The sequence below is a fragment of the Kribbella jiaozuonensis genome, assembly GCF_005233875.1.
In the GTDB taxonomy this organism is placed as follows: Bacteria; Actinomycetota; Actinomycetes; order Propionibacteriales; family Kribbellaceae; genus Kribbella; species Kribbella jiaozuonensis.
In genome coordinates this window covers 1,413,024-1,436,542 of sequence record NZ_SZPZ01000001.1, presented here as the reverse complement: position 1 = coordinate 1,436,542, position 23,519 = coordinate 1,413,024, and the positions used below count along the sequence as shown (strand labels likewise).

The window sequence follows — 23,519 nt, the reverse complement described above, 5'->3', positions numbered from 1 at the left end:
TCAGTCGGCGAGGAGGTCCGCGACGTATGCCTGGCCGTCGGGGATCGTGTCGGGGTTGCGGTCGCGGTAGTACGGGATGGCGATGATGGAGAGCGAGAGCGCCCAGCCGCGGGCTCGGAGCCAGGTGTTGTCGTCGACCGCGAGCGCTTGCCTGTAGGCCTTCCGGGACTCGCCTTCGAAGATCCACCAGGCGGGCATGACGTCGGCGGCCGGGTCCGCGGCGCGCGCCGTACCGAAGTCGATGACCGCCGACAACTTGCCGTCGGCAACCATCACGTTGCCGGACATCAGGTCGCCATGGATCCAGCGCGCCGGGCCGTCGAACGTGTCCGCCGCCAGCGATTCCTCCCACGACGCGAGGACGCGGGCGACGTCGAAGTACTCGCGGATCTCGTCGAGCGCCTCGCGGAACATCCCGTCCCGCGGCGTCAACGGCGTACCGCGCTCGAACGGGTCACCCGACGGCACCGGCGCACCGGCGGTGTCGACCTCTCGCAGGCACCGCACAAACTCGGCCAGCTGCCGCGCGACGGCCACCGCATCACCCGACGCAGCATCGAACGGCTCACCCGGCAACCAGCGGTAAACGCCCCAGCTGAAGGGATATCCCTGCCCCGGCCGCCCGAGCTCCAGCGGCTCCGGGATCGGAACAGGCAGGTACGGCGCCAGCCGCGGCATCCAGGCCAGATCCTGTTCCACCTGCCCACTGGTCGACGCGGTCCGCGGCAGCCGTACGGCGAGCTCGTCCCCGAGCCGGAACGTCACGTTGTCCGTCCCCGACCCTTCGACAACCCGCGCCGACAGACCCGCCCACCGCGGAAACTGCTCAGCAACAAGCCGCTCCACCAGCGAGGCGTCGATATCGACCTCGTCGTCATGCAACTTCGCAACCCGGTCCACGCCCCGGACCCTCACACCCCACGGACACGCGGTCAAACGATTTCGGCCAGAACGGTCAGAGAATGTCGTACGGCTCGAGCGTCGGCCCCATGGTCGAACGCCCTTCGACGAAGCGGGGCTGGACGTAGTCGATCCCCGGCTCGCCGGCGCCGCCGATGACGGCGAGCAGGCGTTCGGCCGCGCGCGCGCCGACCGTCGGCAGCTCCGGGTCGAACGTGCTGAGCGGGTGATCGGGACGCCGTACGCCGGCGAGACGATTGTCGTAGCCGACGATCGCGATGTCGTCGGGCACCCGGATGCCGTGCCGGTGGAACGTCGCGAACAGACCGATCGCGATCTCGTCGTTGGCCGCGAAGATCGCGTCGACCGGCTGGCCGCTCTCGATGATGCTCTCGGCCGCGTCGATCCCCCACCGTTGCAGGTAGCTCCCGTACAGCGGACCGCCGCCCATCGCGATCGCCATCCCGGCGGACCGCATCGCGCCGGTGAAACCCTCGACCCGCGCACCGACCGCCGGATCGTTGACGGCAGCGGTGACATGGGCGATGTGACGGCGGCCGAGGCCGATCAGGTGCTCGGCCGCGACCCGACCAGCACCCCGGTTGTCCGGCGCGACGACGTAGTCGGTCTCCGGTGTCGCGGACGACGAGGCGAAGACGACCGGTACGGCGAAGTCCTCGGAGAGCACGAGGCTGGCCCGGTTGGGATCGTCGCCGACCACGAGGAGGCCGTCGATGCGACGGGACCGCAGGCGCTTCAGATACTCATGCAAGGCCCGCGGGGTGCCGTGCGCGTCCAGGGTGACGGCGGCGATGTTCTCCCGGCCGAGGTAGTTCGTCGCGCCGACGATCAGCGGCATGCTGAACCGCCCGTGCGCCTTCTCGGCCAGGACGCCGACGATGAAACTCCGGCCGGTGACGAACGACCGCGCGATCATGTCCGGCTGGAACTGCAGCCGCTCCGCGGTCTCGATCACCTTGGCACGGGTCTCGGCGGACACCCGCCCGCCACCGCTCAGCGCGCGCGACGCCGTGGTGAGCGAGACCCCCGCAACGCGGGCGACATCGCTCATGCTGGCTCGTTTCGCCATCCGTCCTCCTCTCGAAACCCGAGTGTAGAGGTGTGAAATCGCTTGCGCTCAACTAACCTGATCGGGCGTAGATCGCCTGCGAAAACGCTCAACCTCACAGGGAGCCTTCATGACCGACGCCGCACTCCCCGAGGCCTGGCAACGTGCCGAACTGCCCGAGCTGCCCGCCGGAGCCGCGTCGGTCGACGACTTCGCCCGCACGATCTACGGCCGTACGCCGACCGGCGGCCACGTGACCGACGTCGTACTGCGGTCGCGGGAGGAGGGCGAGCTCGCCCATCGCCTACGTCACCGGGCCACCATCAGCTGCCCGCTCGGCGACCTCGAGCTCGACACCCTCCTGCACCTTCCCGTGGGCACAACCCCGGCGCCGGTCATCGTCGCGCTCAACTTCACCGGCAACGATCAGACGATCGACGGCGACCAGGCACAACGCTGGCCGTACGCCGCGATCGCAGCCGCCGGGTACGCCGTACTGACCGTGGACTACCGCCAGATCGAGCCCGACGACCCGGCGCCGACGACTCCCGGCGTACGGGCGTTGTTCCCGGCGGAAGCGGGATCGTGGGGCGCGGTCGGAGCCTGGGCGTGGGGGATGTCGCGCTGCCTCGACATCGCCGCCGCCATCGACGGCCTGACCACGGCCGGCGCGGTCGCGCTCGGACACTCCAGGCTCGGCAAGGCCGCACTCTGGGCGGGCGCGCAGGACGAGCGCTTCGTCCTGACGGTGTCGAACGACTCCGGCTGTTGCGGCGCTTCGCTCTTCCGGCATCCCGGCGGCGAGGACATCGCCGCGATCACCTCGCGCTTCCCGCACTGGTTCGTCCCGTCGCTCTCGGCGTACGCCGGTCTCGAGAAGAGCCTGCCGATCGACCAGCACCAACTGCTCGCCTGTATCGCGCCGCGGCGGGTGTATGTCGCCAGCGCGGAGGACGACGCGTGGGCCGATCCGATCGGCGAGTACCTGGCCGTCGTGGCGGCGACTCCGGCGTTCGAGGGCGGCGGGATCGGCTACCACGTGCGGGCCGGCGGGCACGACCTGCTCGAGGAGGATTGGAGGCACGCCCTCACCTTTGCGCAAAGGTGAGGGCGTGCATCGTGCTTCAGCTCTGCTGCAGGGACAGGTAGAACACGTCCTCCTGCTCGGTCTGGTTGAGCGCCTTCACGGTCGGGTCCGGATCGATGATCGGCACCTCGGCCTCGATCGTGTCGTGGCCGGTGTTCTTCCACTGCAGCGGCGTCCGGTTCCCGTACAGGTCGACGCGGTCGAGCGACTTCACGCTGCGGACGTTCCGGAGCGTGACGGTCATCGTCGGCTCGCCGAAGTTCAGGTGGATGGTGTCACCGGTGTTCGGGTCCTCGAAGATGTCGGCCTGGTTCTGCCGCTTGAGGTCGATCGCGAGCACGACCCGCTTGTCGTCGAGCCGGAAGCCGTTGGCCGTGGACAGCGCCTCGTTCAGCTCCGGCTTCAGCTGCGGTGACGTCTCGAAGTCGTCGTACGTCGTGGCCTTTGCCCCGCGCAACAGATTCGCCAGGGTCACCAGGGTCTTCCCCTTGGGGCTGAGGTTGTTGCCGGTGCGCAGGGTCCGGTTGTACCCGAAGGCGCTGGTGTCGTCGGGGGCCCACTCCGCGAAGTACAGCAGCTTGAACCGGTCGAGGTCGTTGCCGCCCTTGCTCAGTGCCCAGTGGAAGGCGCGCGGGTAGATGTCGGCGACGAACTTGTCCTCGGTGGTGAAGCCGATCTCGGTCTGCCAGACGGCAGGATTCTTGATCCCGCGCTTCTGTGCCGCCGCGTAGATGGTCTGCATCGTGCCGATCGGCATGTAGTGCAGGTCGTACACGTCGATACTCTTCCAGGCCTTGAACTTGTCGAGCAGCGCGATGTACTCACTCAGCGGCGCGCCGCAGATCCAGCCGCCGTAAACGAGCTTGACGCCCGCGTCGTGGATGATCTTTGCCGCCGGCAACTGAATGTCGGTCATGTACTGATCCATGCCGCCCTCCCAGAAACCGGAGCCGGGGTAGGCCTCGTTCCAGACCTGGAAGTAGGTGATCCCCAGCGGCTTCAGGGTGTCGACCGCGAGCTTGACGAAGTTCGCCCAGTCGGCCGGGTTCTGCGGCGGCGTACGGCCGATGCTCGTCTGCACGTCCTTCGTCGACAGCACCTTGCCGCTCGCGTCCTTGGTCACCAGTTGACGGACGAACTGGCCGTTGTTCTCGGACTTCGCCGGGCCGTACTCGTAGGTCTTTCCATGGAAGTCGTACGAGTAGCCGGTGCGGTTGGCCGCCCAGCCGGCGGTGTACGCCAGCACCGGCAGGATCGTGATGCCGTGTGACTTGGCGAGGTTGAACTGGCGCAGGTACTCGGCGACAGCGGCCTGGTCGATCTGGCCCTTCGCCGGTTCGATCGATCCCCAGTCGAAGTCCATCCGGTCCCATTGCACGCCGGCGACGAGACCGGTCTGGGTGCCTTGGTTCTCACCGGCGAACGCGCGGAACGGCTCGTTGAGCACGAACGGCAGGTCGGCCACGACGCTGGGCGCGGAGCCGGTCGCGGTGGCGACCGCCTTCAGGTCGGTGTCGGCGGTGATCGCGATCGGCATGCGGTAGGGGTACGCCGTAGTCGACATCGCCGGGTCGCTGCCGTCGGTCGTGTAGCGGATGCAGGCATCCTTCGTCGCGCTGGCGAGCTGCACAGTCGCGCCCGACCGGACCGCGCCAGGGCCGGGCGTGGCCGTGACTGCCGCGGTCTCCGGAGCCAACTCGGTGGTGATCGCTGCCTTCAGCTTGCCGGGCGCCCACCAGGTGGTGACCTGATCGCTGACGAACAGGAGGTCGTCGCCCTTCGACGCGATGACGTCGAGATCGAACGACGCGGCCTTGCCGGTGTAGGTGTAGAGCTCGGTGAACGGCCCCGCGACCTTGGTGGCGTCGCCGTCGTGGGCGAGCAACACCCGGAAGCGGCCGCCCGGCGAGTCGAAGCTACCGCGGAGGTGCACGTCCTTCCCGTCGGCCTGGTCGGCGACCGTGTAGGTCTCGGCGATGGCGCGGTAGTCGGTGCCGATCGAGCCGTCGGCCTTCACGAACCAGGCGTGTTCGGGCTTCTTCACGTCGGCCGCCCACTCGTCGGCCGCGAACACGCCCGAGCCGCCCTTGCCCAGCAGGCTGGTGGCGTCGCCGGCGATCGATTGGTACGACCAACGGCCGGGCGCGACGGCATTGGCGTCGAGCCGGTAGTCGGTCACGTTGTCGGTGGTCGGGTTCGGGGCCGCCGGCGTACAGCTGACAGGCACGGCCTCGGAGGTTAGTGAAAATGCTTGCACAGATGGTGCCGGTGAGACCGTGCACAGCAGCACCACGGCAAGCCCTGCGGACAGCGGACGAATCTTCACGAGGACTCCGTCGAGGATCAAGATTCACGCGGGATCAGGGGGTTGATCGGGGACGCTAGAACCGGGATGACAACTTTGTCAACGGTGCATTGCGAGCTCTTGACGGTTTGATTGCCGGCGCTCATGCTGGCTGCGCAAACAATTGCGCATCTCCCTCCAGATGGGAGCCGGAAATGAAACAGGTCTCGCGTCGCGTGCTGCTCGGTGCGGCAGCTGCCACCGCCTTCATCACCACCGCCGTAGGTACGCCGTACGCCGCTGCCGGCGACTCGCCCAACGCCTCGCCGGAGGGCACGACCATCCCGTCGGCCACCTCGATCACCGACATCGGCGGCGCCGTCTGGACCGTCTCCGGCGGCGTCATCTACCGCAACGGCTCGACCGTCGGCGAGACCTACAACGTCTCCGTCCTGCTCTGGTACGGCGGCCGGGTGTACCACTGCGGCACCGGCGGCCAGTGGTACGTCTGCTTCAACGACGTCTGGCGCAAGGTCACCGATCCGCGAACCGCACTCTCCGCCCCGGCCGGTCTGATGTACGGCGTCAACGGGCACTACGACACCCAGCTCTCGCCGGCCGTGATCGCGGACCGGATGTCCGGACTAGGCGCATCGGTCTTCCGCGTGAACACCGGCGGCGACGCAAGCACGATCGGCCGCGCCGCCGCGATCGCAAGTCACCTGAACAGCGTCGGGAAACACACGTTCCCGGTGATCGACGCCGGCCTGCGCGACGCGAGCGGAGCGCTGGCGTACGGCACCGAGTCGGACGCGTACAACGCCGCACGCGCGATCAGCACCCAGGTCGCGCAGGCGTTCGCGCCGTACGGCGTGACGATGTACGAGTGCGGCAACGAGCTGACCCGGGATCCGTACATCATCCTGCCGGACCACGTCGCCGACGCCGGCACCAAGGCGATCGACTTCAACAACACGAACTGGCCGATCATGCGCGGTTTCATGAAGGGCCTGATCGACGGCGTGAAGACCGTGCAGCCGTCAGCGGCGTGCGGCATCAACTTCTGCAAGTCCGATATCGGCGCCGCGGACGCGCTCTGGGACGGCCTGCAGCCGGACGGCTCCGGCGGCTACCCGCAGATCCGCTGGGACATCACCACCTGGCACAACTACGAGGGCGACGGCGACATCTTCCACATCGGCGCCGACGGCGCCGGCCCGTCGTTCAATCTCCCGGTCTACGCGAAGGCCCGCTACGGCAAGCCGTTCATGATGACCGAGTGGAACTCCGATCCCAACCAGGGCACCACGCACCGGGCGTCGTACATCCAGAGTCAGCTCGCCGAGTTCCGCTCCCACCGCACCACCGAGGCGTTCCGGTCGGCGATGTTCTACGAGCTCGACGGCGGCACCCAGTGGGGTCTGACCGAGGCTGACGGTACGCCGCTCGACCCGCCGTACTCGGCCTTCAAGAGCTTCGTGTCAGCCCACCCGGACGTCTAGTTGTCGAACATCTCGTGGATGGCGGACTCCTGGTCGTCGCTCAGCTTGATGTGGATCAGCTTGGCGCGGAGCCTTGTCTTCTTGAAGGTCTCACGGACCTTGTCCGTCTCCTCGTCGCTGGACAGCAGGAACAGCGCCGACGTACCCGGCGTCACCTGAGCCCGCACTTCCTTGATGAAGTCGTCGTCGATCCCGACGTCGATGAGCCGTCCGGCCACCGCACCCGCCGCGGCCCCGATCGCGGCCCCCGCGAACGGCATCAGGAAGATCGTCCCGAACAACATCCCCCAGAACGCCCCGCCGACCGCGCCCGGCCCGGTCATGTTCCGCACCTGCCGCGTCCGCGGCCGCCTCTTCTCCGGCTGCCACGAGACCGACGCCGCATCATGCACCCGGATCAGCTTCTGCTTGGCCAGGCTCTCCAGCGTCCCGATCGCCTGGTTGGCCCCGTCCCAGGTCTCGAACTTCCACACCGTCAACGTCGCCATCTCGGTCCTCCCCTGCCACCCTCCCACTCGTGCCCGTAGTTCGACCACCTCAACCACCTCCTCTTCACTGAGTGGACGGTCGGCCCGGGCGAATAGTTGGGCTGACGGATGTCATGGGTGGGTCGTGACGAGCGATCCAGGGGGTGTACGACGTCCTCGGACAAGCTTCTGGGTATGACGACAACGACTGCGGTCAGCCTGCGGGGTGTGACCAAGAACTATGCGGACGTGCAGGCCGTCGCCGGGGTGGATCTGACCATCCGGGCCGGTGAGGTGGTGGCGCTGCTCGGGCCGAACGGCGCGGGCAAATCGACCACGATCGAGATGCTGCTCGGCCTGGTGAAGCCGGACAACGGCACGGTCCAGGTGTACGGCGGTACGCCGACCGACGCGATCGCCCAGGGTCAGGTCGGCGTGATGCTGCAGAGCGGCGGGATCATCGAGGACGCCAAGGTCGGCGAACTCCTGAACCTGGTCGCCGGCCTGCACAGGGACCCGATGCCGGTCCAGGAGGCGCTCGAGCGCGCCGGTATCGCGGACCTCACCGGCCGGACGATGAAGGCGCTGTCCGGCGGTCAGAAGCAGCGGGTGCGGTTCGCGATGGCGATCATCCCGCAGCCCGACCTGATCGTGCTGGACGAGCCGACGACCGGTATGGACGTGGAGTCCCGCCGTGACTTCTGGGCCTCGATGCACGCCGAGACCGCCCGCGGCCGCACGGTCCTGTTCGCCACCCACTACCTCGAGGAGGCGGACTCGTACGCCGACCGCGTCGTGCTGATGCGCAACGGCAAGGTCGTTGCCGACGGCACCGCCGCACAGATCAAGGCGAGCGTGTCCGGCCGGACCATCCGCGCCACGATCCCCGGCGCCGATCTCGCCGCGCTCGCGTCGCTGCCCGGCGTACGGAATGTCGAGACCCGCGGTGAGGTCGTCCTGATGCAGTGCGCGGACTCCGACAACACGCTGCGGCACCTGCTGGAGAACACCACCGCCCACGACATCGAAGTCACGTCCGCCGACCTGGAGGACGCCGTCCTCGCGATCAGCGCGGCCCAAGAGGAGACCCTGGCATGAACCGCAACTACCTGATCTTCGACATCCGCCGCACCCTGCGGAACCGCCGGGTGCTGATCTTCTCGATCCTGATGCCGCTGGTGCTGTTCATGATCTTCGGCCTGACGATCCCCAAGGACGCCACCGAGGGCGGGATCTCCGCGATCGCGTACGTGATGGTGAGTATGGCGATGTTCGGCTCGATGTCCGCCGCGATGAGCAGCGGCGGCGTGATCGCGGCCGAGCGCGACGGCGGCTGGAACCGCACGCTGCGGCTCACCCCGCTGAAGCCGCAGGCGTACGTCGTCAACAAGGTGATCCTGTCGCTGCTGCTGGCGATCCCGCCGCTGCTCGTCGTGTTCGTCTTCGGCATGGCCGTCGGCCACGTGCATCTGGACGCCGGCCAGTGGGCGATGGTCGCGATGGTGTCCTGGCTGGGCGCCCTGCCGTTCGCCGCCCTGGGCCTGGTCATCGGGTACGTCGCCAAGCCGGACAGCGTGCAGCCGATCACCGGTCTGAGCACGATGCTGATCGCGGCCTTCGGCGGCCTGTGGCTGCCGGTCGACCAGATGCCGTCGATCATGAAGCACATCGCGCAGCTGACCCCGGCGTACTGGACCGGACTGACCTCCCGCAGCGCCCTGACGCAGGGCGGGGTGGACACCCAGGCGCTGCTCGTGGTGCTCGCCTGGACCGTCGTACTCGGATTCATCGGGCTGCGCCGATTCCGCGCCGACACCGCCCGCGCCTGACCGGTACCGTGACCACCGTGACGACCAACCGCAGACCCAGCGTCCTGGACGGGATGGCCGACCGCGTCGGCGCCGGACCGGGCCGTTGGGGCTGGCTGGCCGCGGGGGTCTGGCTGTTCTACCTGGCGCAGCCGCTGCAGAAGATCGCGGAGCGCAAGGACGGGGTCACCCAGGTCCTCGGGTTCCTGACGGTGATCCTGTTCGCGGCCAGCTACCTGGGGTTCTTCGGGATCCTGCGCCGGATGGCCCGCAAGCACCTGCTGAGGGTCTGGCAGCAGGTCGCGTACCTGGGCCTGATGCTCACGCTCTGCCTGCTGATGATCCCGACGGCCGGCCAGACCGCGCTCACGGGCCTCGTCTACATCGCCTCCGTCGCGATGATGCTGCTGGATCTCCGGGCGGCCGTCGCGTTCGTCGCGGTCCTGCTCGCCGGCACCGAGGTCTCGCTGCGGGTGGTGCCCGGGTGGACCGACGACGGCAGCTACGGCTTCGCGATCTTCCTCGGCGCGCTGGCGGTGTTCGGACTGCGGCGGGCGATCCAGCGCAGCATCGAGCTGAACGCCGCCCGCAAGGACATGGCCGAGCTGGCTGTGCAGGAGGAGCGGAACCGCTTCGCCCGCGACCTGCACGACATCCTCGGGCACTCGCTCACCGTCATCACGGTGAAGGCGGAGCTGGCCGGCAAGCTGATCGAGGCGAACCCGACCCGGGCGGCCGCCGAGGTCGCGGACGTCGAGAGCCTGGCGCGGGCGGCGCTGGCCGACGTACGGGCCGCGGTCGCCGGGTACCGCGAGCTGAGCCTGGCCGGTGAGCTGGTCTCGGCGCGGGCCGCGTTGCAGGCCGCCGAGATCAAGGCCGACCTGCCGACCACGATGGACGAAGTACCGGAGGAGAACCGGGAGCTGTTCGCGTGGGTGGTACGGGAGGGCGTGACGAACGTCGTACGCCACTCCGGCGCGAAGCGGTGCACGATCCGGATCACGGCGACGCAGATCGAAGTACTGGATGACGGGAAGGGACCGACGCCGGGTGGTGGCGCGTCGGGGCACGGGCTGGTCGGGCTGCGGGAGCGTGCGGACCAGGCCGGTGCGAGTGTGCAGGTCGGTCAGGCGCCCGGCGGTGGGTTCCGGCTCGCAGTTCGCGTCGGCCTGTGAGGATGGACCTGTGAGTATCCGACTGCTGATCGCCGATGACCAGGCGCTGGTGCGTGGGGCCCTGGCCGCGCTGCTCGACCTCGAGCCCGACCTGGAGGTGGTGGCCGAGGTCGGTCGCGGTGACGAGGTGATCGATGCCGCGAAGAACTCCCAGCCCGATGTCGCGCTGCTCGACGTGGAGATGCCGGGGCTGGACGGGATCGAGGCGGCCGCCGCGCTGCGGACCGCCGTACCCGGGGTGCGGGTGCTGATGGTGACCACGTTCGGCCGGCCCGGGTACCTGCGCCGCGCGATGGAGGCCGGCGCGGCCGGGTTCGTCGTCAAGGACACGCCCGCGACGCAGCTGGCGGACGCCGTACGGCGGGTGCACCAGGGGCTGCGCGTCGTCGATCCGTCACTCGCTGCGGAGACCCTCGTCGCCGGCACGAGCCCGCTCACCGGGCGCGAGGCCGACGTGCTGCGGGCCGCTCGCGAGGGCGGGACAGTCGCCGATATCGCCAAGGAACTGCACCTGTCCGAGGGGACGGTGCGCAACCACCTCTCCGCCGCAATCGGTAAGACCGGTGCCCGCACCCGCGCCGAAGCCGCCCGCATCGCGGTCGACAACGGCTGGTTGTAGGAGGCCCCAACCCTCTAGGGTTGGGCCAGGGGGTGGGATTTGTGGTGTCGATCGAGGAATTCAGTGTCCGGGGCCGGTTGGCGGATACGGGTGAGGGGATCACCGCCGACGAGTTGCAGCTGGCTGCGCGGAACCACGGCATGCCGTTGGAGAGCCTGCGGTACGACGTGACGCCGCCGGGGCTGCACTACGTGCTGGTGCATTACGACATACCGGCAACGAACGCGGGCGATTGGCGGCTCGAGCTGAACGGGTGCGTCGAGCAACCGTTGTCGTTCGGGCTGACCGAGTTGCGCGCGATGGGACGCCGTACGATCCGGGTCACACTGGAGTGCGCGGGCAACGGTCGCGCCACGCTGCAGCCGCGGCCGATCAGCCAGCCGTGGCTGTCGGAAGCGGTCGGTACGGCGGAGTGGACCGGCGTGCTGCTGTCCGATCTGCTGCGATTGGCCGGGATTCGCGAGGATGCCGTGGACGTGGTGTTCACCGGCGCGGATCGCGGGGTCGAGCGTGGCGTCGTACAGGACTATCAGCGCGGGCTGTCGCTCACGGAGGCGATCGACTCGGGTGCGATCGTCGCGTGGGAGATGAACGGCGGGCCGCTGCCGCCGCAGCACGGGTACCCGCTGCGTCTCGTCGTGCCGGGGTGGTACGGGATGGCGAGTGTGAAGTGGCTGCGGTCGATCGAGCTGATCGACCACGAGTTCGACGGGTTCCAGAACGCGGTCGCCTACGTGATCCGTCAGCGCCCCGACGATCCGGGCCGTCCGGTGACCCGGATCGAGCCGCGGGCGCTGCTCGTACCGCCGGGGTTCCCGGACTTCATGAGCCGCCACCGCTTCGTTGCCGCAGGCACCGTTCCGCTGTTCGGGCGGGCCTGGTCCGGCTGGGCGCCGATCGAACGCGTCGAGGTCAGCACCGACGCCGGCGTGAACTGGCACGAGGCCACGTTGGATGCCCTGGGCAACGACGAACTCGCCTGGCGGGCTTTCGCCTACGACTGGGAGGCCACCCCCGGCGAGCACGTGCTCACGGTCCGCGCCTACGACGCAAGTGGCCGAGAGCAACCAATCGAAGCCGACTGGAACCGGGGCGGCTTCAGCAACAACACCGCCCAGCGCATCACCGTCCTCGTGACCTGAAAACCCGCGTGTCGTTGTTCGTTTCCGCCGGACCCACACCACATCCTGGAGAGGTACACGGTTCTCACTCCAGGAGTGGTGGCGGTGAACGAAAACCATCTACACGCACGGGTCTTCAGAACCTCACAAGAGTGGTACGCCGACGTAGACGACCAACTGGACCCCCAGCCGGACAACCCCTTGTGGTACGGCTCCTACGCTTCCCAGCAAGCCGCGCTCGACGCCGCGTGCTCGCGTCTCGCGCAGCTCGCGTCCTGACTCACTCGGGTTCGTTGTGGGAGTGGCCGCCTACCTGGTACGGGGTGGTGATGCCTTCGTACATGAGGTGGGTGACCAGGCCCTGGGAGGCGTGCGGGAGGTTGTGGCAGTGGTCCATCCAGAGGCCGGGGTTGTCGGCGACGAAGGCGATCTCGTAGGTCTCCTTGTTGCCGACCTCGAGGGTGTCGGTCCACCAGGGTGAGCCGGTCGCGGCGACGCCGTTGCGGGACAGGACGACGACGTGGTGGCCGTGAAGGTGCATGGGATGCGCCTGGCTGCTGGTGTTGGAGATCTTCATCTTGACGATGTCCCCCTCGGCGACCATGAACATCGGTACGTCGGGGAACTTGTGCCCGTTGATCGTCCACCACAGCCCTGGTATGCCATCCAGAAAGCCCGCGCTCCGGCCGATCCGGTACTCGAAGTTGCGGTTCGCCTTCGCTGGGTCGAAGCCGAGCGGTGCTGGCGTCCCGTAGGTCAGCAGGTCGACGTTGTCGGCCGGCAGCTCGGCCTTCGGCGGGTCCGCGGGTCCGATCGCCAGCGACGTTGACGACGTACCCGCGTCCAATCGCATCCCACCGGCCGGCACGCCTGCCTCCAGGTCGACGCGCCCGCCGGCGGCCAACGGATACGCAGCCGTGGTTGGCGTCGGTCCGTGTATGTCGCGGCCGTCAACTGCGACCACCTTGAATGGCATACCAACCAGACCCACCCGCAGGATCGCGTTGTCGGTGTTGATGACCCGCACCCGCGCCGTCGTACCCGCCGGAAGATCAACGCGCCCCGTCCCGGTCCGGCCGTTGATGGTCCGCTTGCCGTCGTACGTGTGGATCGTCGCGACGACCTCACCAGGTGATGCCGGCGCGATCACGATCGGCCCGAACAGGCCGCCCTTCACCTCGTCCGCCGACACCTGATGCGAGTGGTACCAGTACGTCCCGGCCGCCGTCGCCTTGAACCGGTACATATGCTTCCCGCCCACCGGTACGGCGTCCTGCGTCACCCCGGCGACCCCGTCCTCGGCATTCGGTACGTCGATCCCGTGCCAGTGCAACGTGGCGCCGTCGGGGACCGACTCGTTCACGAACGTCACCTGGATCAGATCACCCACCCGCGCGCGGATCAGCGGACCCGGCGACGTCCCGTTCACGGTGAACCCGTCGACCGTCTCCCCGGACGCCAGCTGGAACTTCTGCTTCCGCGCGGTCAGCGTCACGTTCACATTTGGTATACCAGTCTTCGGTCCGGTCAGATCCGCGACGCTCGTCCCGCTGTGCTGCATGTGCTCCATCGGCATCGACGGTCCGCCGCCGTAGTCGGCGTACCCCATCTCTGCCGGGTTGTACGAGCCCGGGACCAGGCTGGTCGCCCAGAGATACCCCAGCGGTACGAGTACCGCCAGGGTGATCCCGAGTGCGACCAGCCGGCCCCATCGCCGCTTCTTGACCTCAGCCACTGGTCACGGGCTGGTTGGGTACGGCGGCCCGCCGCGCCCCCATGCTTGCCACAGCCGCGATCGCGAGCCCGTTGATCCCGTGCAGCACGCCCAGCGCCGGGACCCCGAAGGACACCACCGCGAGCAGGAACTGCAGGACCACCAGGCCGACCACGATCCCGGCAAGCACCCGGCCACGCGGCACGTCGGTCAGGAACGAGACGATCAGGAACACCAGTGCGAGCAGACCGATCACCGTACCGGCGATGCTGTGGTAGCTCTCCCCGAAGTTGGTGTAGTCCGCCCCGATCGCGGTCCCGTCGTCGGCGTCCTTCGCGATCGTGAACCCGGCGAGCGCGATCGAGGCGATCTGCAGCACGACCGCGATCGCGATCAACAGACCGAGCGTCCGGTATACCTTCCTCATGCCCGGCGCTCCATCCGACGCTTCCGGACGACGATCACAGCCGCCACGATCAACACGATCGGCAGGAACGGCGGATGCCCGCCGAACACCACACACCCGAACGACGCCAGCGCGCCAACCACACCCAGCACAATCAGCAACGGCAGTGGAATCCGCCCAAGGAACCCACGCCGAGCCCACTCAGGCCGCGAACCCCCGAACGGCCCATCAGCCCCGCCACCTGATCCGCCCGCGGCCGGTCTGCCGGCACCTGCGGCGTTCTGCGGTGCCGTCCACGGCGGCTTGCGCCAGCCCCACGGGCCGGCCCAGCCTTCGCCGGCTCCGCTCTCACTCGCGGCCTCGCTTGCAGCCTGGTGTGCACCCGGCAGGTCGGTGAACAGCCCGTCCAGGTCAGCCTCGGTGCGTGCCCGCAGCGCCTGCTCGACCCGCTCGGAGTGCTCCTCGGCGCTCAGCCGGCCGGCTTCGTAATGCTCGCCCAGACGCTTGACCGCGTCCTCACGCTCACTGTCGCCGATGCGGATCGATCCGCCCGGCCTGTCGTCGCTCATGATGCTCCTCGATGCTCGTCGGTTCTCCGATGGCACCAAGGTTGTCGTTCCGGCCCCCGTCTCCGCGTCGCCTCAGCGGCGACACCTCACCTACCCCCGGAGGAGCACCCTGCGCCTACCGACGCAGTACGGCGTACTCCCCCGGGCGTAGGCCCGCCCAGGGTGAACCCCCAGGCGGTCCCTCAGCTGTTCACGGCGAGGATCTTGTTCACGTCGTTGTTCGCCTTCGCCAGCGACGACGGCTCGGCCTCGAACGACATCACTGACTCCATCGCCGGCGTCATCACCGCGGTCACGTCGGCCGCATTCGGATTGGCCGGGTACGGGAACACGTCGCCCGCCTCGACCGGCTCCAGGAACGGCGTGACGTCCCATCCGCTCTTGGCGAACGCCGCCTTCGCCGCCGGCATACTCGCCGCCACCGCCGGGAACACCACACCTGCCTTCGCGACGATGTCCTGAGCGGTCTGGGAACCGAGGAACTTCACCCAGGCCCACGACGCGTCACGCCGCTTCGTCCCGGCCCAGATCGTGTCCGCCAGACCGTTCATCATCGACATCCGCTTCCCGATCGGACCGATCGGCAACCGCGCCAGCTTCGTCTTCACCTGCTTCAGCTGCCCGTACGTCCCGAGCATCCACGAGCCGTTCGGCGTCATCCCGTACTTCCCGGCGCCGAAGGAGGTCGTCACGTCCACGCCGGATTTCGCCTGCGCGTACGTCGGCATCAGGCCCTTGGTGATCAGGCCCCGCCACCACCCGATCGTCTCGGTGAACTTCGGGTCGCCGTAGAAGAACTTGGTACCCCACGGTTCGCCCTCGGAGTACTTCCAGCCGTTGATCGCGGTATACCAACTCCAGCTGGTCTGCCCGTCACCACCGCCGGCATCGGCGTACCCGAGCCCGTAGACCTTCACGTTCTCCTTGTCGAACCCGGGCTGGTCGCCGCGACGCCCCTTCGAGTCCACCGTCAACCGGCGGACGATCTGCTCGAAGGTCCCGCCGTCCTGCGGGTTCCAGGTCATCGAGTTGAGCTGCTCGGTGCTGATCCCGGCAGCCTCGGTGAACGCGCTGTTGTAGAAGTAGACCTCGGTATCCCAATCCTTCGGCAGTCCGTACCGCTTGCCGTCGGCACCGATCCAGCGATCGGCGAGACTCTTCTGGTAGATGCTCAAATCAACGTTGTCCTTGGCAACGTACTCGTCGATCGGCAGCACCTGCCCCTTGGCGGCGAACAGCGGATACTTCGACGAGTGCCCGGTGAACACGTCCGGCGCCGTGTCGGAGATGAACCCGGTCACCAGCTTCGACCAGTAGTCGTTCCAGCCGTACTGCTCGATCGTGACGCTGTACTGCGGGTTCTGCTCGTGGAACACCTTGGCGCACTCGGTGTACATCGGCAGCTGAGCGGAGTCCCACAGCCAGTAGATGACCTCGCCGGGACCGCGCGCCGCGGCGCCGTTGTTGCATGCGGCAAGCGACGGTACGGCGAGCGCGGCCAGTCCGGCCTTCAGCAGCGTCCTTCGTGACGGCGTTGCATTCATTTGGTTCATCATTTGATCCCCGAGAAGCCGATGGAGTTCGTGATCCGCTTGGCGAACGCCAGGAACAGGATGATCATCGGCAGCGCCGCGATCAGCGTCGCGGCCATCAGCCCGGCCCAGTCCGGGCCGCCCTGCGGCGTCTGCGACCGGAACACTCCGAGCGCGACCGTCAGCACGCGGACGTTCTCCTGCTGACCCACGAGCAGCGGCCAGAAGTAGTCGTTCCACGAGTTGATGTAGGTCAGGATCGCCAGCGTCGCGATCGGCGCCGCACTCAGCGGGATGATCATGCCGAAGAAGATCCGCCGGTGTCCCGCGCCGTCGATCATCGCGGCCTCCTCCAGCTCCCGGTTGATCCCGAGGAAGAACTGCCGCAGGAAGAAGATCGCGAACGGCGTCATGAACGCGCCGGGCAGGATGATGCCGGCGAAGCTGTTCAGCAGGCCGAGGTTCTTGATCAGCACGAAGTTCGGCAGCGTGGTGAAGATCGGCGGCACCATCAGCGCGGCCAGGAACAGCGCGAACACCTTGTCCCGGCCGGGCCAGCGCAGCCGGGCGAACGCGTACGCCGCCATCGCGCTGAAGAACACCTGGCATACCGTCGTGACGGTTGCCACGACCAACGAGTTTCGCAGGTACAGCCAGAAGTTGACCGCCGCACCGGAGCCGCCTTGGGCCTGCGCCTCCTCGATACTCGACAACCCGAGCACCCGCTTGAACGCGCCGAGCGTGGTCTCCACCGGCAGCAGCGAATTCGGGTGACCGGGCAACTGGGTGTTGTCGGAGAACGCCGTCCGCAGCATCCAGTAGAACGGGAACAGCGTGACGATCAGCAGAATGAACAACAGGACCCAGGCAACAGCACGCCCAACGCTTACCTGCCGCACAGAAGTAGTCGACATGCTCATGCGAGATCACTCTCCCGCGCCCGCAGCAACCGCAACTGGACCAGCGAGACGACCGCGAGGATGGCGAACAGCACCAGCGCCATCGCCGAGGCGTACCCGAAGTCGAATCGCGTGAATGCCCGCTCGTAGATGTAGTAGTAGATCACCCGTGTCGCATTGATCGGACCGCCTTGGGTCGTCACCGCGACGGTGTCGAAGATCTGGAACGACCCGATCATGGTGACCACCAGGACCATCACCAGAACAGGCCGCAACAGCGGCAACGTGATCCGCCAGAACGTCTTCCACTCGGTCGACCCGTCCACCTCGGCCGCTTCGTAGACGTACGACGGGATCGTCTGGAGTCCGGCGAAGACCAGGAGTGCGGTATACCCCATGTGCCGCCAGACGTTGATCCCGGCAACGGTCGGGATCGCCCAGTGCGAGTCGCCGAAGAACGCGACCGGGTCGATCCCGACCCACCCCAGGAACGTGTTCACGACGCCGACCTGCACGTCGAGCATCCAGTACCAGACCAGCGCGACGACGACATTCGCGACCAGGTACGGCGCGAGGATGATCGCGCGGACGGTGATCGATTTCGTCAGCCGGTACATCAGCATCGCGATCCCGACCGCCAGGACGGTCTGCAGGCCGATGTTGATCACGACGTACTCGACCGTGACGCCGAGCGCGTTCCAGAAGAAGCTGTCGTGGATCATCCGGTCGTAGTTGGCCAGCCCGTTGAACTTCGGTGCCGAGAGCAGGCTGTACTCGGTGAAGCTCAGGTACGCGCCGCGCAGCGTCGGCCAGATGTAGAACACGACGAAGCCGAGGGTGGCCGGGGCGATGAAGATCATCGCCACCTTCAGATCTCCCAGGCTTCGTCGCTTCCCCGGCGGTGCTCCGGAGTCCCCGTGACTTTGTCTCGTGTCGGGTGGTGCGTTGGTGGTGGCGGTCACGGGGATCTCCTCTTCTGTTTGGCGATCGGGCGGGCTTACCCGATCGCTGTAACTTCCAGCAAGATCGCGCTCTCGGGCCATTGCACGGGCATGAGTACTCCGACCGAGGCGAGGGCGGCGCCGTTCAACTCCACACTTCCACCGTCGACCGACCAGGCCGCGGACCGCGACTCGGGTCCGGGTGTCGCGACCTTACTGACCCGGTACGTCCGCTGCGGGTCGAGTCCGGGCAGCCTGACCCGTCCGACGGCGGACGTCACGGACTGCTTGACCTGTACGACGCTGAAGACGCCGCGCCCGCCGTCCTGCGCGACGACTCCATGGACGAGTACGTCCTCGGGACCGCGGTCCGAACGGACCACGCGACCGGTGTGCAGCAGCGGTCGCAGCTGCTTGTGCAGCGCGACCCAGCCCTTGAGTTCCTCGCGCTCCTCGGGGCTGGCGGACGCGATGTCCCACTCGATACCGAAGTGTCCGAACAGCGCGGTGGTCGCGCGGAACGACAACGTCTGCGTACGTCCGGTGGTGTGCGCTCGCGGCGGGCCGACGTGGCAGCCGATCAGCTCCGGCGGAAGCAGCAGCTGGGTGTAGCGCTGGATGGTCTGCCGTTCGAGGGCGTCGTTGCTGTCGCTGCCCCAGATCCGGTCGGTGCGCTCGAGGATGCCGAGGTCGACCCGGGCGCCGCCGGAGGAGCAGGACTCGATCTCGAGGCCCGGGTGCCGGCGCTTGAGCTCGTCGATCAGCCGGTAGACCGCGAGGGTCTGCTCGTGGATGCCCGCCGTACCCGTCAACTGGTTGCCGCCGTCAACGAAGTCGCGGTTGTGGTCCCACTTCAGGTAGGCGATGTCGTACTCGGACAGGATGCTGTCGAGCCGCTCGAGGATGTAGTCGTAGGCGGCTGGTATACCAAGGTTCAGGCCCTGCTGGTGGCGTGCGGTCGGCGGCAGCCGGTCGCCGGTGGCGAGGATCCAGTCCGGGTGCTCGCGCGCCAGGTCGGAGTCCGGGTTCACCATCTCCGGCTCGACCCAGAGGCCGAACTGCAGGCCGAGGCCCTTCACGTGATCTACCAACGGATGCAGGCCCTTCGGCCAGATCCCCTCGTCGACGTACCAGTCGCCGAGCCCGGCGTGGTCGTCGCGGCGGCCGCGGAACCAGCCGTCGTCCAGGACGAACCGCTCGGCACCGACCTCGGCGGCCGCGTCGGCGAGCGCCTTCAGCTTGTCCAGGTCGAGGTCGAAGTACACGGCCTCCCAGGTGTTCAGTACGACGGGGCGCTCGGTCTTCGGGTGGTTCGCCCGCGCGCGCAGGTAGTCGTGGAAGCGGTGCGAGACCTGGTCGAGGCCGACGCCGTACGAGCCGTAGATCCACGGGGTGCTGTACGTACCTTGCGGCTGGACGCGACCCTCGCCTGGGAGCAGGAGCTCGCCGCCGCCGATGACGGCGTACCCGCTCATGCCGCGCTCGGCGTACGAGCGGTGGTTGCCGCTCCAGGCGGTGTGTACGGCCCAGATCTCGCCGTCATTGAAGCCGAAGCCGGGGGTGCCGGCGAACAGCAGCAGGGTCGCGTCGGCGCCGGTGCGGCCGCGGCGGTTGTCGCGGATGTGCGCGCCCTGGGTGAACTCGTGGCGCTGCGGGTGGCGCTCGCCGATGTGCCGGCCGGTCAGGTCGAGCAGCTCGGTCGCCTCGGTCGGCACCGGCAGCGCAAGCAGCAGCCCGTCGACGGTGTACGGCGTCGCGGCCGTGTTGGTCAGATCCGCCTTGGCGCGCAGCAGGCCGGAGTCGGTCAGCTCGATGGTGAGCTTGAGATCGAGGCCGGCCTCGGTGTCGGCGGCGTCGACCTGCACGGTGTTGCCGGTCTGCGCGACGCTCGTCAGCTGGAAGCTGGCGGAGAAGTCGTGCCCGTCGCGGTGCCCGCTCAGGCCTGGTATACCAAACCAGCCGGCCGAGTACTCCGGGACGATCGCGATCGGACGGTTCTCGTCCAGGCCGTTGCCGTCCTGGACCGCACCCGCGCCGCGGCGCAGTTCCAGCAGAGCGCTCTCGGTCAGCTCACCCAGGTCCGCACCCCAGTGCAGGACGGACGGAAGGCCGGGACCGGAGCAGTCGAGCACCAGGCTGACCGCGCCGGCCCGGAGCTGCAGGATCTCGATGTTCGACACTGTTGATTCACTCTGCTTTCTGATTGATTTCAGGACGGAACTATTTACCCCGCCAGCCTCAATGTCAATGCTTCACGAAGTTAAGTAATTACCCTACGACTGTCCAGCGTTGTCAGCCCAGCCATCGGCAACCGTTATCCAGCCCACAACCCACTGCACGGCCCCCACTACCGGGCGTGCGCACCGGCGAGCGGGGTTAGTCGGTTAGCCGAGGCGGGTGCGGATGAGGAGGTCGTGCAGGGCGGGCTCGGCTGTCGGGCGGTCGGGGAGGTGGCTCGCCTGCTCCGCCTCGTCGAGGGTGGTCTGGAGGCGAGTGACATCCTCGGACAGCCGCTCCCCCGACGGACCGTTCACCGGCGCATGCTCGGCCTCGGCCTTGGCTGCCATCAGCTCAGGCAAATAGGCCGGCGCCCCGTCGAGCAACTCCCGCAGATCAGCCTGTACGACACCGGTCCGCATCAGGTGGATGCCCGTGAGCAGCACCCGGAACGTGTACAGCAGCGGCTTGAGCTCGCCGTTCTTGAGGAAGAACTCCCACTGCGTCTTCGCGAAGCCGCGGTAATGATGCGCATGCCATCTGGTGATGCAGCCACCCGCAAGCTCCACCAGCTCGGCATGCTCCGGCGTACTGATGACCACGAGCGGCGACAGCACCTGCTCGAGTACATAGCCGTTGCGGCGCAGCATCAGCCGGGCGAACTTGGCCAGGTCGTGGGTGACCAGGTCAACCTCGGCCTCGTTCTCGAACCAGGTGCGATCGAGCGTCTCCGGCCCGGTCCGCAGCCCGACGACCTCAGCGGCCGGAAGAACATGCACCCCACGCAGGTCAACGTCGGAGTCGCGGGACGGGAAGCCGTACAGGTGAGCACCCGAAACCGTCGCAAAGACCAGGGGGTACGGCTGCTCACCCATGATCGTGCGCAGTTCGGCGTAGTCGAGATGCCGCATGTCACGCGTCACCGAGGCTCCTCTTTCGTACGGACCGCAACCACTCGTCGACCGTTGCGACATCGGGCGTCGCCGGGAGAGCCGTTCGCTGGAGTGCACCGTCCAGCTCTTCATGCAACGACAGACGCCAGCGTTCGACCTCTTGCCACGGCACCTCGCCACGCTTGACCGCGAGCAGCCGGTCGCGATGCGGTCCGACGTCGACGGCCAACGTTGCCTCCAGCAACAGACTGCGGGCGGCGAGCAGTAGCCGGATCAGATGCATGACGTGCTTCCACTTCGGCGAACCGTCTCGCCGGAAGTCCGCCTCGAGCTTCTTGAACTGGCTGAGCACGTAGCCCGAATAGGTTTGGTATACCAGCTGCGAGAGGAACGACTGTCGCAAGCCGACCAACTCCTCGCCGAGTGGAGTTCGGCGTACCACCAGCGGCGAGTGCAGGACCTCGAGCAGGTTCGGGTTGGCCTTCAACGCCAGTTCGCAGAACCGCTCGACCTCCCACGAGAACCATTCCGGCTCCGGACCGTCCACATGCGTCGGCGGCTTGGCCAGCGACCAGAACGCCTCGGTCGGCGCGACGTACACCCCGCGCGTGTCCGTGTCCGACGCGTCCGTGTCCAGTCCGAACGCCCGCGATCCGACGACGGCCGCGTAGATCGTGTGTTCGCGGACCAGTCGGTCCCCATCCGGCAGTTCGAGCTCGATCGCCTCGTCCTGGTATGCCGTCCGCAGACTGAGCTGATCGCGTCGCGCAACCGTCTCCCGCCCGTCGACGAGCCGCACGGTATACCGCCCGTCCGCGGTGATGCCGGCAACCCGCCCGGTCGCCCCGCGCTGCGCCGTACCGCCCTGGTCATCGGGCGCCGCGACCCGGATAACCACCTGCGTCCCCACCGGCAACTGCGGCCCTCGCACAGACATGCCGCCCATGCTCCCCCACGGAAGGATCGCTGCACCGCATCCCCTTGACAAATTTTCCTGTCAATTAGAGATTGGGCACATGCTGCGCTATGTCGAAGAGCCGGAAAAGGTGCGGTTGGCCTTGTCGCCGATCCGCCGACGGCTGCTCGAGTTACTGCGCGAGCCGGCGTCGGCGACCCAGTTGGCGGCCGCGCTCGACCTGCCCCGGCAGCGGGTCAACTACCACCTCCGTGAGCTGGAGAAGGCCGGGCTGGTCGAGCTCGTCGAGGAGCGGCAGCGGCGCGGGTTCACCGAGCGGATCCTGCGCGCGTCAGCCAGTTTGGTGGTCGATCCAGGCGTGATGGGTCATGCGTTCACCGAGATTCAGGATCAGTACGCCGCGGAGCATCTCGTCGAGGTCGCCGCAGGCACTGTGCGCGACGTAGCGCGGATGCAGAACGCGGCCGACGCTGATGGGAAGCGGCTGCTGACGTTCACGCTCGAAGCCGAGGTGCGGTTCGCGGAGCCGGGTGAGGTGCACCGGTTCACCGACGCGTTGACCGCGGCAGTTCAGCAGGTCGTCGAGCAGTTCGACAGCGAAGGCGGGCGGCCGTACCGATTGATCGCGGGCGGTCATCCGGCACCCCGCCGTACCGAAGGAGAGTCATGAAGATCGTGGTCACCGTGGCGGCGCCGGTCGAGGTCGTGTGGGACGCCCTGCGGAACAAGGAGAAGATCCGGCACTGGCACGGCTGGGAGTACGAGGGGACGCAGGGCGGGTTGGAGGAGGAGATCGACCTCATCTACTTCACCGAGACGACCGAGGACGGTACGACGCTGACGCTCGGCCACGGGGATCGGTTCGAGGTCGAGCCGTTCGAGGGTGGATCCCGGGTCACGCTGACTCGCGCGCCGCGTGGCGCCAACCCTGAGTGGGAGGCGTACTACGACGACGTCACCGAGGGCTGGATCACCTTCCTGCACCAACTGCGGTTCGCGGTCGAGCGGCATCCGGGCGAGCCCCGGCGCACGCTGTTCTTCTCCGGCACGGGCGCGGTGTCTCCGATCGCCGAGCTCGGGATCCCGGCGCAGGAAGCCGGCACACCGGTCGAGCTCGAGCTCGTTGGTCAACCCATCAAAGGTGAAATTTGGTATACCAGCGAGCATCAGGTCGGCGTGACGGTAGATGCCTGGGGCAACGGTCTGCTGGTGCTGAGCCACATCCCGCCGGGCGAGCAGAAGCCGGACGGCGCCACGATGGCGATCCTGTCGCTGTACGACGACGTCGACCGCGACGCGATCGAGACCCGCTGGCGCGCCTGGTGGCAGCAACGCTGGCCGGAGGAACTCAACCTCCTCGGCTGACACGGTGGTGACAGGGCGCAAACGTGTCAGCACTC

General features: G+C 67.8%; 22 protein-coding genes. 9 read left to right on the top strand and 13 right to left on the bottom strand.

Annotated elements, in window-relative coordinates; genetic code table 11:
* Together FDA38_RS06915 and FDA38_RS06910 are read right to left on the bottom strand one after the other, a co-directional pair.
* Entirely contained in the window at positions 1–900 is a 900-nt protein-coding gene (locus tag FDA38_RS06915) for an aminoglycoside phosphotransferase family protein (RefSeq protein ID WP_233714564.1), read from the bottom strand.
* A 55-nt stretch (positions 901–955) separates the two neighbouring features.
* Entirely contained in the window at positions 956–1,990 is a 1,035-nt protein-coding gene (locus FDA38_RS06910) for a LacI family DNA-binding transcriptional regulator (RefSeq protein WP_137253199.1), read from the bottom strand.
* Positions 1,991–2,099: 109 nt separating this feature from the next.
* Here FDA38_RS06910 and FDA38_RS06905 point away from each other — a divergent pair, with 109 nt between their 5' ends.
* Complete coding sequence (locus FDA38_RS06905) at positions 2,100–3,077, top strand: glucuronyl esterase domain-containing protein (RefSeq protein ID WP_137253198.1); 978 nt, start codon at positions 2,100–2,102, stop codon at positions 3,075–3,077.
* Positions 3,078–3,093: 16 nt separating this feature from the next.
* Here the strand turns inward: FDA38_RS06905 and FDA38_RS06900 are convergent, their stop codons facing one another.
* A complete protein-coding gene (locus FDA38_RS06900) occupies positions 3,094–5,283 on the bottom strand; it encodes a chitobiase/beta-hexosaminidase C-terminal domain-containing protein (protein ID WP_170989607.1) in 2,190 nt (729 codons plus the stop codon).
* A gap of 272 nt (positions 5,284–5,555) precedes the next feature.
* Between FDA38_RS06900 and FDA38_RS06895 the strand changes: the two genes are divergently transcribed.
* Complete coding sequence (locus FDA38_RS06895) at positions 5,556–6,842, top strand: hypothetical protein (protein ID WP_137253196.1); 1,287 nt, start codon at positions 5,556–5,558, stop codon at positions 6,840–6,842.
* Here the strand turns inward: FDA38_RS06895 and FDA38_RS06890 are convergent.
* Positions 6,839–7,330 carry a DUF1269 domain-containing protein gene (locus FDA38_RS06890; protein WP_137253195.1) on the bottom strand — a complete coding sequence of 164 codons (492 nt, stop codon included), beginning with the start codon at positions 7,328–7,330 and terminating at the stop codon, positions 6,839–6,841. The two genes, FDA38_RS06895 and FDA38_RS06890, sit on opposite strands and share 4 nt — an antisense overlap.
* A gap of 174 nt (positions 7,331–7,504) precedes the next feature.
* Between FDA38_RS06890 and FDA38_RS06885 the strand changes: the two genes are divergently transcribed.
* Genes FDA38_RS06885 through FDA38_RS06865 form a run of 5 tightly spaced genes read left to right on the top strand, consistent with a single transcriptional unit; the run spans position 7,505 to position 12,053 of the window.
* A complete protein-coding gene (locus tag FDA38_RS06885) occupies positions 7,505–8,407 on the top strand; it encodes an ABC transporter ATP-binding protein (RefSeq protein WP_137253194.1) in 903 nt (300 codons plus the stop codon).
* Positions 8,404–9,138 (top strand): ABC transporter permease, encoded by a 735-nt coding sequence (locus FDA38_RS06880; protein WP_137253193.1) that lies wholly within the window; start codon positions 8,404–8,406, stop codon positions 9,136–9,138. Before FDA38_RS06885 ends, FDA38_RS06880 begins: the two co-directional genes overlap by 4 nt.
* Before the next feature lie 17 nt (positions 9,139–9,155).
* Positions 9,156–10,292: a sensor histidine kinase gene (locus FDA38_RS42920; RefSeq protein ID WP_137253192.1), complete on the top strand. Its 1,137-nt coding sequence runs from the start codon at positions 9,156–9,158 to the stop codon at positions 10,290–10,292.
* A 10-nt stretch (positions 10,293–10,302) separates the two neighbouring features.
* Entirely contained in the window at positions 10,303–10,911 is a 609-nt protein-coding gene (locus tag FDA38_RS06870; RefSeq protein ID WP_130444881.1) for a response regulator transcription factor, read from the top strand.
* A gap of 44 nt (positions 10,912–10,955) precedes the next feature.
* Positions 10,956–12,053, top strand: a complete 1,098-nt coding sequence (locus tag FDA38_RS06865) for a sulfite oxidase (protein ID WP_137253190.1) — start codon at positions 10,956–10,958, stop codon at positions 12,051–12,053.
* A gap of 259 nt (positions 12,054–12,312) precedes the next feature.
* Here FDA38_RS06865 and FDA38_RS06855 read toward each other — a convergent pair whose 3' ends face one another.
* The 9 genes from FDA38_RS06855 to FDA38_RS06815 all read right to left on the bottom strand — a co-directional run bounded on the left by FDA38_RS06855 (position 12,313) and on the right by FDA38_RS06815 (position 22,140).
* Positions 12,313–13,767, bottom strand: coding sequence for a multicopper oxidase family protein (locus FDA38_RS06855; protein WP_233714563.1), 1,455 nt, complete (start codon positions 13,765–13,767; stop codon positions 12,313–12,315).
* Complete coding sequence (locus FDA38_RS06850) at positions 13,760–14,173, bottom strand: hypothetical protein (RefSeq protein WP_137253188.1); 414 nt, start codon at positions 14,171–14,173, stop codon at positions 13,760–13,762. The genes FDA38_RS06855 and FDA38_RS06850 overlap by 8 nt, the downstream gene beginning before the upstream one ends.
* Complete coding sequence (locus FDA38_RS06845; RefSeq protein ID WP_137253187.1) at positions 14,170–14,721, bottom strand: DUF1707 SHOCT-like domain-containing protein; 552 nt, start codon at positions 14,719–14,721, stop codon at positions 14,170–14,172. Before FDA38_RS06845 ends, FDA38_RS06850 begins: the two co-directional genes overlap by 4 nt.
* Before the next feature lie 182 nt (positions 14,722–14,903).
* Positions 14,904–16,265, bottom strand: coding sequence for an ABC transporter substrate-binding protein (locus FDA38_RS06840; protein WP_137253186.1), 1,362 nt, complete (start codon positions 16,263–16,265; stop codon positions 14,904–14,906).
* An 8-nt stretch (positions 16,266–16,273) separates the two neighbouring features.
* Positions 16,274–17,173 (bottom strand): carbohydrate ABC transporter permease, encoded by a 900-nt coding sequence (locus FDA38_RS06835; protein ID WP_233714562.1) that lies wholly within the window; start codon positions 17,171–17,173, stop codon positions 16,274–16,276.
* Entirely contained in the window at positions 17,170–18,012 is an 843-nt protein-coding gene (locus FDA38_RS06830; protein WP_137253185.1) for a carbohydrate ABC transporter permease, read from the bottom strand. The genes FDA38_RS06835 and FDA38_RS06830 overlap by 4 nt, the downstream gene beginning before the upstream one ends.
* A 137-nt stretch (positions 18,013–18,149) precedes the next feature.
* The gene (locus FDA38_RS06825; RefSeq protein WP_137253184.1) at positions 18,150–20,273 is read right to left on the bottom strand and encodes an alpha-galactosidase; all 2,124 of its coding nucleotides are present in this window, start codon (positions 20,271–20,273) and stop codon (positions 18,150–18,152) included.
* A 204-nt stretch (positions 20,274–20,477) separates the two neighbouring features.
* Entirely contained in the window at positions 20,478–21,233 is a 756-nt protein-coding gene (locus FDA38_RS06820; RefSeq protein WP_233714561.1) for a nucleotidyltransferase domain-containing protein, read from the bottom strand.
* A complete protein-coding gene (locus tag FDA38_RS06815; protein ID WP_137253183.1) occupies positions 21,223–22,140 on the bottom strand; it encodes a nucleotidyltransferase domain-containing protein in 918 nt (305 codons plus the stop codon). Before FDA38_RS06815 ends, FDA38_RS06820 begins: the two co-directional genes overlap by 11 nt.
* A 79-nt stretch (positions 22,141–22,219) precedes the next feature.
* Here FDA38_RS06815 and FDA38_RS06810 point away from each other — a divergent pair, with 79 nt between their 5' ends.
* Together FDA38_RS06810 and FDA38_RS06805 are read left to right on the top strand one after the other, a co-directional pair.
* The gene (locus FDA38_RS06810) at positions 22,220–22,789 is read left to right on the top strand and encodes a winged helix-turn-helix domain-containing protein (protein WP_137253182.1); all 570 of its coding nucleotides are present in this window, start codon (positions 22,220–22,222) and stop codon (positions 22,787–22,789) included.
* Complete coding sequence (locus tag FDA38_RS06805; RefSeq protein WP_137253181.1) at positions 22,786–23,484, top strand: SRPBCC family protein; 699 nt, start codon at positions 22,786–22,788, stop codon at positions 23,482–23,484. The genes FDA38_RS06810 and FDA38_RS06805 overlap by 4 nt, the downstream gene beginning before the upstream one ends.
* Positions 23,485–23,519: the final 35 nt, after the last annotated feature.